Here is a 13381-nt window from a genome sequence, read left to right as displayed (position 1 = left end):
CTTTCCCTGGGGAAAGCCCTGTCGCTTTCCTTGCCGCGAAATTTGACCGCGCGGTTGATTCCCCTCCGCGCAGGGGGATGCATTTCTGCAAGCCCGGACCTACCAGATGTGGTGTGATTTAAAGATCAAACACCGGGCATTTTGTGGGCAGACCGAGGAGTGTTGCGCTCGCGCCCAGGTTGCCGCGACGCGGCGGAAGTTCAGCCTGAGCCTGAGCCGCGGCGGTAAGCTTCTTGAACGAAAAGGGTTTTCTGTCTCTCGGGTCAGTAACGGGAATCAACGCCCTGCGACAAGATCACGTCAAGGGATTTTTAGGTGATAAAATCCGTTGATATCGACCTTCAAATACCGCAGATTGTGACGGCAGGCGGGGTGCCCACTAAATGTAGTGAGCTTCGCGGCAAGACAACACAAGCAAGCAGGGTCCTGTCCCGAGGGCCCCGAACCGCCTCCAAAAGGCGGTCGCCATGGAGTCTTGCTCGGCCTTGCCGAGGCGGAGGGCCAGGAGGCTGATGTCCAGAAGGGCGGATGCGGGCTTCGGGTTCGAGGACAGGAACCAGTATTAGGGCGCAAATCATGAAGATCGAACGCAGGTTTACCGAAGCAGGCCAGGACGCATACGCGGGCATTCCCTTCATCACCACCACCAGCGAGATCCGCAATCCGGACGGCACCGTGGTCTTCAAGCTCGACGAGCTGGAAGTCCCCGAGAGCTGGAGCCAGGTGGCCTCGGATGTCATCGCACAGAAGTACTTCCGCAAGGCGGGCGTGCCCTCGAAGCTGAAGCGCGTGCGCGAAAAGGGCGTGCCCGAGTTCCTCTGGCGTTCGGTCGCCGACGAGGGCGCCGAGATCGGCGGCGAGACCTCCTCGAAGCAGGTCTTCGATCGTCTGGCCGGGGCCTGGACCTACTGGGGCTGGAAAGGTGGCTATTTCACCACCGAGGAAGACGCCCGCGCCTATTACGACGAGATGCGCCACATGCTGGCCACGCAGCGCGCCGCGCCGAACTCTCCGCAGTGGTTCAACACCGGCCTGCACTGGGCCTATGGCATCGACGGACCGGGCCAGGGCCACTACTACGTGGACTACAAGACCGGGAAGCTGACCAAGTCGAAATCCTCTTACGAGCATCCCCAGCCCCACGCCTGCTTCATCCAGTCGGTGAAGGATGACCTGGTCTCGGAAGGCGGGATCATGGATCTCTGGGTGCGTGAAGCGCGCCTGTTCAAGTACGGCTCCGGCACCGGCACCAACTTCTCGTCCCTGCGTGCCGAGGGCGAGCGGCTGTCGGGCGGCGGCAAGTCGTCGGGCCTCATGGGCTTCCTGAAGATCGGCGACCGGGCGGCCGGCGCGATCAAGTCCGGGGGCACCACCCGGCGCGCGGCCAAGATGGTCATCGTTGATGCCGATCACCCCGACGTGCAGGAATACATCAACTGGAAAGTGAAGGAGGAACAGAAGGTTGCCTCCATCGTTGCCGGTTCCAAGATGCACGAGGCCAAGCTGAACGACATCTTCGCGGCGATCCGGCAATGGGACGGGGCCGAGGCTGACGCCTACGACCCCGCCGCGAATGCAGGCCTGAAGAAGGCGGTGCGCGAGGCAAAGAAATCCTCCATCCCCGAGACCTACATCAAGCGCGTGCTGGACTACGCGCGCCAGGGCTATAGCAGCATCGAGTTTCCGACCTATGATACCGACTGGGATTCCGAAGCCTATGCCTCGGTTTCTGGGCAAAATTCGAATAACTCTGTCCGGGTCACCGATGCCTACCTCGAAGCGGTGCGCAACGATGACGACTGGGCGCTGATCAACCGCACCGACGGCTCGGTCGCCAAGACCATCAAGGCGCGCGACCTTTGGGAAGACATCGGCCATGCCGCCTGGGCCTGTGCCGATCCGGGCATCCAGTTCCATGACACCGTCAACGCCTGGCACACCTGCCCGGAAGATGGCGAGATCCGTGGCTCGAACCCCTGTTCCGAGTACATGTTCCTGGACGACACCGCCTGTAACCTGGCTTCGATGAACCTGCTGACCTTCCTCAAGGACGGCAAGTTCCAGGCCGAGGATTACATCCACGCCACCCGTCTCTGGACGGTGACGCTGGAGATCTCGGTGACCATGGCGCAGTTCCCCTCGAAGGAAATCGCCCAGCTCTCCTATGACTTCCGCACCCTGGGCCTGGGCTATGCCAACATCGGCGGCCTGCTGATGAACATGGGCTACGGATACGACAGCGACGAGGGCCGCGCCCTTGGCGCCGCGCTGACCGCGATCATGACCGGCGTCGCCTATGCCACCTCCGCCGAGATGGCCGGTGAGCTGGGTGCCTTCTCGGGCTACGAGCGCAACGCCAAGCATATGCTGCGCGTCATGCGCAACCACCGCAACGCCGCCTATGGCGCGACCGAGGGCTACGAGAAGCTTGCGGTCAAGCCGGTGCCGCTGGATCTGGGCAACTGCCCCGACCAGGATCTGGTGAAGCTGGCCATGGCCAGCTGGGACGAGGCCGTGCGCCTTGGCGAACAGCATGGCTACCGCAACGCGCAGACCAGCGTGATCGCCCCCACGGGCACCATCGGCCTGGTCATGGACTGCGACACCACCGGCATCGAGCCCGACTTCGCCCTGGTGAAGTTCAAGAAGCTGGCCGGTGGCGGCTACTTCAAGATCATCAACCGCTCGGTTCCCGCGGCACTGGCCAAGCTGGGCTACAGCCCCTCGCAGGTCGAAGAGATCGTCTCTTATGCCGTGGGTCACGCCAGCCTCGGCAATTGCCCCGGCATCAACACCACCTCGCTGGTCGGCCATGGCTTCGGCCCCGAAGAGCTGAAGAAGGTGAACGGGGCGCTGAAGTCGGCCTTCGACATCCGCTTCGTCTTCAACCAGTGGACGCTTGGCGAAGAGTTCTGCACCAAGACCCTGGGCATCCCGGCGGCCAAGCTGAACGATCCCAGCTTCGACATGCTGCGTCACCTGGGCTTCACCAAGGCCGAGATCGACGCCGCCAACGACCACGTCTGCGGGACAATGACGCTGGAAGGCGCGCCCTTCCTGAAGGAAGAGCACTACGCGATCTTCGATTGCGCCAACCCCTGCGGCAAGAAGGGCAAGCGCTTCCTCTCGGTCGACAGCCACATCAAAATGATGGCGGCGGCGCAGTCGTTCATCTCGGGTGCGATCTCGAAGACCATCAACATGCCCAACGATGCCACCATCGAGGACTGCAAGGCCGCCTACGAGCTGAGCTGGTCCCTGGGCGTCAAGGCCAATGCGCTCTACCGCGACGGCTCGAAGCTGAGCCAGCCGCTGGCAGCGGCCCTGGTCGAGGATGACGACGAGGCGGCCGAGGTGCTGGAAAGCGGCTCGACCCAGGAGAAGGCCGCGGTGCTGGCCGAGAAGATCATCGAGAAGGTGATCATCAAGGAGGTCGAGCGCGGCCGCGAGAAGATGCCGATGCGCCGCAAGGGCTACACCCAGAAGGCCAGCGTCGGCGGTCACAAGGTTTATCTGCGGACGGGCGAATACGAGGACGGCTCGCTTGGCGAGATCTTCATCGACATGCACAAGGAAGGCGCCGGCTTCCGCGCGATGATGAACAACTTCGCCATCGCGGTCTCGGTCGGTCTTCAGTACGGCGTGCCGCTGGAAGAGTTCGTCGACGCCTTCACCTTCACCAAGTTCGAGCCGGCCGGCATGGTGCAGGGCAACGAGACGATCAAGAACGCGACCTCGATCCTCGACTACATCTTCCGCGAACTGGCCGTGTCCTACCTGGACCGTACCGACTTGGCCCATGTGAAGCCGCAGGGCGCGTCCTTCGACGACGTAGGCCGTGGCGAAGAGGAAGGTGTCAGCAATATCAAGGAGATGAGCGAGACCGCCGCGACCAAGTCCCTGGAAGTTCTGAAGCAGATCTCTTCCACGGGCTACCTGCGCAAGCGCCTGCCGCAAGAGCTGCTGGTGATGCGGGGCGGCGAGGGAAGCTCGGGCGCCGTGGCACCCCAGGCCTCCGCCAGCCCGGCGGCCTCGGGCAGCGTGGCGGCTTCGGTCAGCACCTCCAGCGTGGCGATCTCTGCCGGTGTCAGCACCATGGATGCGCGCACCAAGGCCAAGATCCAGGGCTACGAGGGCGAGGCCTGCGGCGAATGCGGCAACTACACGCTGGTGCGCAACGGCACCTGCATGAAGTGCAACACCTGCGGCGGCACCTCCGGCTGCAGCTGATCTTGGACAGTGACAGGGGCAGGGGCCTCAGGGCCCCGCCCGAGGGACGTGTCGGGATGGCACGGCAGCCGGGGCAGGCAGATATCGAGAGCAGTCAGCAGAGAGAGCCCGGCTGAACAGACTGAGGGAGGGGAAACCCTCCCTCTTTTTCTGTCTAGCGGCGGCTGAGGCTGCCCAGGAGACCGCGCACCAGGGCCCGGCCGACCTGGGTCGAGACCGCGCGCACGATGGACTTGGCCGCGGCCTCGCCGATGCTCTGGCGGTTCGAGCTGCGGCGACGGCGGGTGCGGGGCATGGAATAGCTGCGCGCGGTTCTGGCCTCGCGGGCCTCGCGCTTGGCACGGGCGGCCTCTTCCTTTTCCTCGGCCTCGCGGGCTTCTTCTTCTTCTCGCTTGCGCGCCATCTCCTCGGCCCGGCGGGTCAGGATCTCATGGGCGGAGTCGCGATCGACGGCTTTGTCGTATTGGCCCGCGACGGGGCTGATGTTCATCACCCCGCGCCGCTCGGCCTCGGTCACCGGACCCAGCCGGGAAGAGGGCGGGCGGATCAGCGTGCGCTGGACGATCCCCGGCACGCCCTTGGCATCGAGGAAAGAGGTCAGCGCCTCGCCCACGCCCAGCTCGGTGATCACGGTTTCCGTGTCCAGCTCGGGGTTCTGGCGGAAGGTCTGGGCGGCGGTGCGCACGGCCTTGGCGTCCCTCGGCGTATAGGCGCGCAGCGCATGCTGCACCCGGTTGCCCAGCTGGCCCAGCACCTCGTCCGGCACATCCTGCGGGTTCTGGGTGACAAAGTAGACGCCCACCCCCTTCGAGCGGATCAGCCGCACCACCTGGCCCAAGCGTTCCAGCAGCGCCTTGGGGGCATCGTCGAACAGCAGGTGCGCCTCGTCGAAGAAGAAGACCAGCCGGGGTTTCTCGGGGTCGCCGACCTCGGGCAGCTCCTCGAAGAGCTCGGAGAGCAGCCAGAGCAGCACGGTGCCGTAGACGCCGGGCGACAGGATCAGGTCATCAGCGGCAAGGATGTTCACGTAGCCGCGCCCGTCGCGGGTGGTGCGCATGAAATCGGCCAGCTCAAGGGCGGGTTCTCCGAAGAACTGTTCGGCCCCCGCGGCCTGAAGCTTCAGCAGGCGGCGCTGGATGGCGCCAATGGAGGCCGCAGAGACATTGCCGTATTCCTTGCGGATCTCGGCGGCATTCTCGCCCAGGTAGGTCAGCATGGCGCGCAGGTCGTCAATATCCAGCAGCATCAGCCCCTGGTCGTCGGCCACCTCGAAGGCGACGAACAGGACGCCCTCCTGGGTGTCGTTCAGCTCCAGCAGGCGGGCGAGCAGCGTCGGGCCCATTTCCGAGATGGTCGAGCGCACCGGGTGGCCCTGCTTCCCGAAGACATCCCAGAAGATCACCGGGCAGGCCTCGTAGGCGTAGTCGTCAAAGCCGATGGTGGCGGCGCGCTTCTCCAGGAAATCCTTCGAGGTGCCCGGCTGGCTGAGGCCCGAGAGGTCGCCCTTCACATCGGCCACGAAGACCGGCACGCCCTGGGCCGAGAGGCCCTCGCAAAGGATCTGCAGGGTTACCGTCTTGCCGGTGCCCGTGGCGCCCGCCACCAGCCCGTGCCGGTTCGCCCGCTTGAGGTTGAGCCATTGCGGCAGCTCTGCGCCGCCCACGAAAATGCTGTTGTCTTCGGTCACTGACCCGCCCTCGGTTGTTTGACCGAAGCTTTCCATGTCGCGGAATGACGGGCAAGAAAATCCGTCGCGGAGCGTCGCCTCGGGTCAGGGTGGGTGCCAACCCCCTTCCGCCCCTGCCGTCAGGCGGTGGTGATCAGTCGCGCAGGTAGGCCCAGAGCCAGACCGCCACCAGTCCCAGCGACAGCACCGCGTTCCAGCTCGCCATGGAGAGGCCCAGGAACTCGAAGGCCACCTCGTCGCAGCGGATCAGCGGCGCGGCCATGATCTGGTCGAAGAGCTGGTCGGCACTGACCGAGCCTGTGCTGGAGGAGGTGCAGGAGGTGGGGCCCTCGAAGATGTCGCGCTCGACGCCGGTGTGGTAGATCCCGATGCCCGCGGTCACTGCGGCGGCCAGAGCGCCCAGCAGGGCCAGCAGGCGCTGCCCCGTCGCCACCGCCGCCCCGGCGATCACGATCGCGGCCAGGTGCGGCCAGCGTTGCAGCAGGCAGAGGTGGCAGGGCGCCAGCCCGCCGATGAACTGAGAGCCCAGGGCGCCCAGCAGGAGCGCTGCGGAACCGGCACCGGCCAGGGCCGTCTTCAGTCGGAAGGTCATAGATATCTCACCACCAGGAAACCGGCGAGCAGAATGGCGAAAAACACAGTGAAGACAAGACCAAGGCGCTTTTCGATGAAGTCACGAACGGGTGAGCCGAATTTCCACAGCAGGATTGCGATGATGTAGAAACGCAGGCCGCGCGCGACGATGGAGGTGACCACGAAGGTGGCCAGCGGCATGCCGGTCCAGCCCGACATGATGGTGATCACCTTGTAGGGGAAGGGGGTCACGCCCGCCCCCAGCACCGCCCAGAAGCCCGCATCGTTGAAGCGCTGGTTGAACTCTTCCATAGCGTGGCCCTTGCCCATGCTCTCGAGGATGGGCTGGCCGATGGCGTCGAAGGCGAAGGCGCCGATGGCATAGCCCGCCATGCCGCCTGCGACCGAGGCCGCCATGGCGACAGCGGCGATGGTGAAGGCCCGCGAGGGGCGCGCGATGATCATCGGAATCATCAGCAGATCCGGCGGGATGGGGAAGAAGGAGGATTCCGCGAAGGCCACGAGCGCCAGAACCCAAAGGGCATGAGGATGATCCGCCATGCGGATGGTCCAGTCATAAAGGCGTCTGATCACGAGAGAATCCTTTGAAATGATTGTCGGCTAAATGCGGGTCCTGCGACTCTCGCCCAGAGACCATGCACCCAAGGTGTGGTCAAGCTGCGCAGGTGGAATCCCCGCCTCTGGCGCGGCCGGGCGGGAAGGCTTTGCCGCCATGGGGGCAGGTCGACCTATCCGAAGGGATAGGAACCTGTCCGAACTTTCCCATTGTTCTCCTGTTGCGCCCCTGCCCGGCACGTCAACTGGTGCTAAAACAAGGTCAACAGGGCGACACAGACAGCCCGACACTCACAAGTGCCCAAGGGCCGACAACAGGAGCAACGAAGATGCGCAAAGCAAAAGCCACCCGGAACCGTACCGTGACCCTGGACATGCTGAACGCCGCCGTCGACGAGGCCATGCAGCAGCTCTCCGAAGCGCCCGCTCAGACCTCGGGCTCCGCTCGCTCCGCACGTCGCGTGCTGGACCAGTCCGGCGTCTACTCCCTGCGCCAGGCCCTGGCCCGTCGCGGTGGCATCGCTCGCCTGCCGCAGCACATGGTCGACGCTCAGGCCGAGACCGTCGCAAGCGCCTGCGCCGCATAAGATCCGCACCGGATCAAAGGTTTCCACTCACGGAAAGGGGCAGGCTCGCGCCCCGCTTCAACTGAAGCGAAGCGGGTCATAGGGCGCCAGATCCAGCCCCGGATCGCGCCCTGACAGCAGATCGGCAATGATCTCGCCTGTCTTCGGGGCCATCATCAGACCATAGTGCGAATGTCCGAAGGCCGCGTAGAGGCCGGGCTGGCCCCTGACCGGGCCGAGCGCGGGCAGGCTGTCGGGCAGCGAGGGCCTCCGCCCCATCCACAGCCGCATGTCGCCAAGCCCGATATCGGGGCAGAGCGCCCGCGCCTGCGCCTTGAAGAGCGCCTCGCGTTTCGGATCGGGGCGGGCGTCAATGGCGGCGAACTCTGCGGTGCCGGCGATTCTCACCCCGGTTTCCATCGAACTGGCCACCACCTTGTTCTCGACATCCATTACCGAGTGATTGAGCTCCAGCCCGGCCTGGGGGAATTCCCCGTGATAGCCCCGCTCCGAGACCATCGGCAGCTTCGAGATGATGCCGCGCAGGAGCTCTCCCGACCAGGCCCCGGCCGCCATCACGACGTTCCCGGCCTCGATCGGACCGGCCTCGGTCTCGACCCGCCATCCGGTCTCCTGGCGCCGAAGCTCCTGCACCCTGGCGCGGGTCAGTTGCATCCCCTCGCGTTCGGCATGGCCCGCCAGCACCTGGCCGAGCCGTCCCGGAGAGCGCGCCCGTGCCTGTCCCCGGATCACGATCGCGGCCTCGAAGCCTGGGCCGAGCGCGGGCTCGAGGGCCTTCAGCTCGGCCGGGCCGATGAGCGTGATATCCGCGCCGGCCTCGCGCCGCACGCTGTATTCCAGGTCCTTCAGATTGGCCTTGGCGGCGTCGCGGAAGACATGGACATAATAGCTGTCGGTGACCAGGTCGCTGTTCTCTCCGGCAGCGGCAAGGTGCTGACGGAAAAGGGAAATGCAGGGGGCATTCAGCGGTGCCATGGCCTGCGACAGGGCGCGGAACCGGGCGTTGCCGCTATTGGCCAGGAAGCGCGTGCCCCAGCCCAGCATCTGCGGCCAGACACCGGGCCGGATGCTGAGGGGCCGGGCCGGGGACATCAGCAGTCCGGGGATCTTCTTCCAGATGCCCGGCGTGGCCTGCGGCGCGATGGACCAGGGAGAGATGATGCCCGCGTTCCCCGCCGAGGTCTGCTGGCCGGGCTCTCCGGGCTCCACCATGTGGACCTTGAGCCCCCGCGCCAGGGCCGAGACGGCGCAGCAAATGCCGACGATACCGCCGCCGATGATCAGGATGTCGTGCTTCATGGTTCAGGCTCCGGCCTCCTGGACCGCGCCTCGGCGCAGGCCCAGAAACTGCTGCAGGACCACCGGCAGGCAGATCGCAACGGCGATGAGATCGGTGCTCCAGTCCGGGGCGATGAAGACGAGGCCGGCGAGGGCCAGCAGCACCCGGCCCCAGACCGGAACCGCCACCTTCCACATGCCGACCACGGCGACCGACAGCGCGAAGACGCCCGCGATGGCCGAGGCGGCGGCATAGGCGAAGAACAGCGGCTCGAAGGTGGTGGCGGTGAAGAGCAGCACCGGCGCATAGACGAAGGCCATCGGGGCCACGACCTTGCCCAGACCCAGCGTGAAGGCCGAGACCCCGGTGCGGAAGGGGTTGGAGTTGGCAATGGCCGAGGCCGCATAGGCCGAGGTGCAGACCGGGGGCGTGATCTCGGCCACGACGCCGTAGTAGAGCACGAAGAGGTGGCTGGCGAGCGGCGGGATGCCCAGTTGCGCCAGCGCCGGCTGCGCGACCGAGACCAGCATGATGTAAAGCGCCGTGGTCGGGATGCCCGCGCCCATCAGGATACAGGCCAGCGCGATCAGGATCAGCGACAGGAAGAGCGTCAGATCGGGGATCGAGGCCAGCTCCCATCCGCCGATGGAGATCAGCGTATGCAGGTTCTCGGCCATGGTGGCGGCGCCCGAGGTCACCATGAAGCCCAGGCGGAAGCCGATGCCGGTGGTGTTGATGACACCGACGACGATGCCGACGGCGGCCGAGGCGGCGCCGACGGCCAGGGCGTATTTCACTCCCGTTTCAAGGGTTTCCGACATCTCGGGCAGGGTGATGCGGGGCTGCGGGCTGAGGCAGGCCAGCAGGGTGGCCGCGCTCAGCAGCGCGGCAATCACCGGATCGAAGCCGCCGCCTGCGAATTTCCATAGCACATAGCCCAGGAAGGCCGCCGGGTAGACCAGCGTCAGCGGGTTGCGCCAGCGCGCCATGCCCGCGACCAGTGCCAGCGAGATGCCGCAGAAGGCCGACATGTAGGGCGTGTATCCCGAGAAGAGCACTGCCAGCATGCCGACGAGCGGCAGGAGATTGGCCCAGCCCTCGGCCCAGACCGCCTTGAGGCGGGGCAGGGCGTCCTTGGGAAGGCCCTCGAGACCCAGCTTGCGGGCCATCAGGTGGACCACGGTGAAGACGCCGAGGTAGTGCAGCATCGCCGGGAAGATCGCCGCGATGACGATGGTGGTGTAGGGCAGCTCCAGGAACTCGGCCATGATGAAGGCGGCAGCGCCCATGATCGGCGGGGTGATCTGGCCCCCGGCGGAAGAGGCTGCCTCGACCCCGCCCGCGAAGTGACCGGGATAGCCCAGGCGCTTCATGTTGGGGATCGTCAGCGCGCCGGTTGAGACGGTGTTGGCCACCGAGCTGCCCGAGATCGTGCCGAAGAAGGCCGAGGACACGACCGAGACCTTGGCCGGGCCCCCGCGATAGCGGCCGGCGAGGATCGTCGCATTGTCGATGAAGAGCTTGCCGAGGCCGGTGCGCTGCGCCACGACGCCGAAGAGCACGAAGTGGAAGACGATGGTGGCGGTGACCCAGAGGGTGACGCCGAAGATGCCTTCCGAGGGGAAGTACATCGAGGAAACGAAGGTGCGGAACTTCACGCCGGGGTGTTGCAGCAGGCCGGGGAAAACGGGCCCGAACAGCGCATAGGCCATGAAGACGCAGATGATGGCGGGCAGGATCCAGCCCAGGGTGCGGCGCGCCAGGTCCAGCACGGTGCCGATCAGGATGATGCCGAAGACCATGTCCCAGGTGTTGGGATTGCCCATGCGGAAGGTCTGTTCCTCGACCCCCATCCAGGCGATCCCGCGCCAGGCGAAGGGCAGGTAGAGCGCCGCCGCGACGCCGAGCGCCATCAGCACCAGGTCGGGGATCGGCACATTGCCGACGCGGAACCGGCTGACCTTCAGGTCATAGGCGCCCTTGCTGTGGAAAATGGGGAAATAGGCGTAGATCAGGATGAAGAGCCCGGCCAGGTGCCAGCCCATGTGCCAGTGATCGGCCGGCAGGCCGAAGCCTGCGGTGAGGAAGTGGTAGACCGCGAAGCTCAGCGCCACCACCTTCAGCACCAGGGCCATTGCGGGGGGGACGGCGCGGGTGGCGGCGCCCTCGTCGTACTTGCGTTCGATCTCGCGCAGCTCTTCCGCGCTCAGCGTGTCGCCGGATGCCTGCATCGGGTCGTCTCCTGAAATAGTGAGGGGCCTGCCTGTGGCGACAGGCCCCGGTCTTCGGGGTCATTCTTGTGCCGGGCCGCGAAAGGGGGAGCATGCGGCCCGGCAGGAGAAGGGGGAGGATTACTCCAGCATCCCCGCTTCCTTGTAGAAGGCCTCGGCACCGGGGTGCATCGGCACACCGAGCGCCTCCAGGCCGTCAAGCGCGGTCTCAAGGGTGATCTGCTTGCCCTTGGCGTGGCCATTGTCCAGCAGCTTGCGGCTGTTCGCGTTCCACATCGCCTTGGTGATGCCGTAGACCAGTTCTTCATCCAGGTCCGAGGAGACGACCAGCAGCGCCGAGACGGCGGGGGTCAGCACGTCGTAGTCGATGCCTTCATAGACATTGGCCGGGATCTTCGAGGGGATATATGCGGGGACGGCTTCGTTGATGGTGGCCAGGTCCTCTTCGGTGAAGCTGTGCAGCTCCATGCCCTTGGTCGAGGCCAGCTGGACCATGGCGGCGACGGGCCAGCCGGCGGCGTAGAAGTAGCCATCAAGCTGACCATCGGCCAGGCGCTCGGCGGACTGGGAGTTGTTGAGCTCTGCCTCGTCCATGTTGTCGCGGGTCACGCCCCACTTCTCGAGCATCTGCAGCACGGCCACCTGGGTGCCGGAACCGGCCTGTGCGATGCCGACGCGCTTGCCTTCGAGATCCGCAAGGCTGTCGATCGAGGCGCCCTCGGGCAGCACCAGGTGCAGGTCCTCGGGGTAGAGGTTGGCGATGACGCGCAGCTTGGGATGCGCTTTGCCCTCGAACTTGCCGGTGCCCATGTACATGGCGCGCACCACGTCTGCGGCGGCCATGCCGGCCTCGAGCTCACCGTTCTGCACGGCGGCGGCGTTGAAGACCGAAGCGGTGGTGGATTGGGCGATGGCGATCAGGCCGGGCACGCCGCACTGGCCGCCCTCGTCGCAGGGACGCGAGCCGGGAGGGGCCGAGATGGCGTTGGCGATGGTGCCACCAATGGGGAAATAGGTGCCGCCGGCGCCGCCGGTGCCGATGCGGAAGAAGGTCGGGTTTTGCGCTTGGGCCGCGGTCCCGGCCGCCAGGGCCAGGGCCGCGCCGAGCAGCGCGCCGGTAAGCTTGGAGGTGAAGGTCATTGGATTGTGCTCCCTGTCGAGGTTCTTGTTGTTGGTGAAAACACCGATACCCCCTGAATTCATAAATACAAATTTGAATTTCTTTGGTATCCATAAGTTCCGAAAATGGACTTGCCGCGGGGGAACCGATGAACCTGACCCAGCTGACCGCCTTCAGGGAGGTGATGAAATCGGCCTCTCTCAGCCAGGCGGCGCGCAACCTGAACCGATCCCAGCCCGCCGTCAGCCTGGCGATCAAGTCATTGGAAGAGAGCCTGGGCTTGAAGCTCTTCCAGCGCGAGGGGCGGCAGATGGTGCCCGTGCCGGAGGCGCATTATCTCTTTGACGAGGCTGAGGAAATCATCGGCAGGCTGGAGGGGATCACCGGGACGATGCAGGCGCTCTCGGAGGCGCGCACGGGCCATCTGAACCTGGCCACCATGCCGGGCCCGGCCTCGCATCTGATGCCGGAATTCCTGTCCCGAGAGATCGGGCCGCAGGCGGGCGGGGCGGCTGGAATCACCGTCTCGCTGGCCACGCGGACCTCGCCGCAGATCCGCCAGCTGGCCGGCAGCCAGTCCATCGACTTCGGCTTCGGAGACTTCCAGGAAGGCACCGGGAACGCGCGTTTGTTCGACGAGGATGTCATCCCTGCCCAATGTCTGTGCGCTTTGCCGGTGAACCACCCGCTGGCGGCGCGCGACAGGCTGTCCCTGGCGGATCTGGACGGAGAGCGCTTTGGGGTGCTCTCGGGCGGGCACCCGCTGACGACGCGGGTCACGGCGGCGCTCGAGGCGGCGGGGGCGCAATGCCCGCAGGTGGTGCAATGCCAGTTCTTCGTGCCGCTTCTGCATTTCGTCGCGGCGGGGCAATGCCTGTCGCTGGTCGATCCGCTGACCGCGGTGACCGAGGCGGCGATCCACAAGGGACCGCCGCGCGTGGTGTTCCGGCCACTGATCGAGCCGATCGCCTACAGCTATGCCATCTATACCCCGGTGCACCGGCCGCTCTCACGGCTGGCCGAGCGCTTCCGCGCCGGTTGGCGCGCCCAGGTCTGCGACCACCTGCGCGAGCTGGGGGCCGGAGGCTGAGTGGCCGC

The 13381-nt window shown here is 65.8% G+C and carries 9 protein-coding genes; 3 read left to right on the top strand and 6 right to left on the bottom strand.

The annotated features are described in order from the left end of the window. The first annotated feature begins 576 nt into the window (after window positions 1–576). Window positions 577–4230, top strand: coding sequence for a vitamin B12-dependent ribonucleotide reductase (locus CRO50_RS15020; RefSeq protein ID WP_097146749.1), 3654 nt, complete (start codon window positions 577–579; stop codon window positions 4228–4230). A gap of 154 nt (window positions 4231–4384) precedes the next feature. On the opposite strand, the gene CRO50_RS15015 is transcribed toward CRO50_RS15020, so the two are convergent. From CRO50_RS15015 to CRO50_RS15005, 3 genes are all read right to left on the bottom strand, one after another. Next, a complete protein-coding gene (locus CRO50_RS15015) occupies window positions 4385–5953 on the bottom strand; it encodes a helicase HerA-like domain-containing protein (RefSeq protein ID WP_416061096.1) in 1569 nt (522 codons plus the stop codon). Window positions 5954–6050: 97 nt separating this feature from the next. Further along, window positions 6051–6509, bottom strand: a complete 459-nt coding sequence (locus CRO50_RS15010) for a disulfide bond formation protein B (RefSeq protein ID WP_097146748.1) — start codon at window positions 6507–6509, stop codon at window positions 6051–6053. Beyond that, the gene (locus CRO50_RS15005; protein ID WP_097146747.1) at window positions 6506–7084 is read right to left on the bottom strand and encodes a YqaA family protein; all 579 of its coding nucleotides are present in this window, start codon (window positions 7082–7084) and stop codon (window positions 6506–6508) included. The genes CRO50_RS15010 and CRO50_RS15005 overlap by 4 nt, the downstream gene beginning before the upstream one ends. A gap of 311 nt (window positions 7085–7395) precedes the next feature. Between CRO50_RS15005 and CRO50_RS15000 the strand changes: the two genes are divergently transcribed. Continuing rightward, a complete protein-coding gene (locus CRO50_RS15000; RefSeq protein WP_097146746.1) occupies window positions 7396–7653 on the top strand; it encodes a hypothetical protein in 258 nt (85 codons plus the stop codon). 57 nt (window positions 7654–7710) lie between these two features. Here CRO50_RS15000 and CRO50_RS14995 read toward each other — a convergent pair whose 3' ends face one another. The 3 genes from CRO50_RS14995 to CRO50_RS14985 form a co-directional block, all read right to left on the bottom strand. Beyond that, the gene (locus tag CRO50_RS14995) at window positions 7711–8952 is read right to left on the bottom strand and encodes an NAD(P)/FAD-dependent oxidoreductase (RefSeq protein WP_097146745.1); all 1242 of its coding nucleotides are present in this window, start codon (window positions 8950–8952) and stop codon (window positions 7711–7713) included. 3 nt (window positions 8953–8955) lie between these two features. Beyond that, window positions 8956–11163 carry a TRAP transporter permease gene (locus tag CRO50_RS14990; RefSeq protein ID WP_097146744.1) on the bottom strand — a complete coding sequence of 736 codons (2208 nt, stop codon included), beginning with the start codon at window positions 11161–11163 and terminating at the stop codon, window positions 8956–8958. A gap of 120 nt (window positions 11164–11283) precedes the next feature. Beyond that, window positions 11284–12303: a TAXI family TRAP transporter solute-binding subunit gene (locus CRO50_RS14985; protein WP_097146743.1), complete on the bottom strand. Its 1020-nt coding sequence runs from the start codon at window positions 12301–12303 to the stop codon at window positions 11284–11286. Window positions 12304–12431: 128 nt separating this feature from the next. Here CRO50_RS14985 and CRO50_RS14980 point away from each other — a divergent pair, with 128 nt between their 5' ends. Further along, complete coding sequence (locus tag CRO50_RS14980; RefSeq protein WP_097146742.1) at window positions 12432–13373, top strand: LysR family transcriptional regulator; 942 nt, start codon at window positions 12432–12434, stop codon at window positions 13371–13373. Window positions 13374–13381: the final 8 nt, after the last annotated feature.

The sequence above is a fragment of the Pseudooceanicola antarcticus genome (assembly GCF_900215355.1).
Lineage (GTDB): Bacteria > Pseudomonadota > Alphaproteobacteria > Rhodobacterales > Rhodobacteraceae > Pseudooceanicola > Pseudooceanicola antarcticus.
This window is presented reverse-complemented; position numbering and strand designations above follow the sequence as displayed.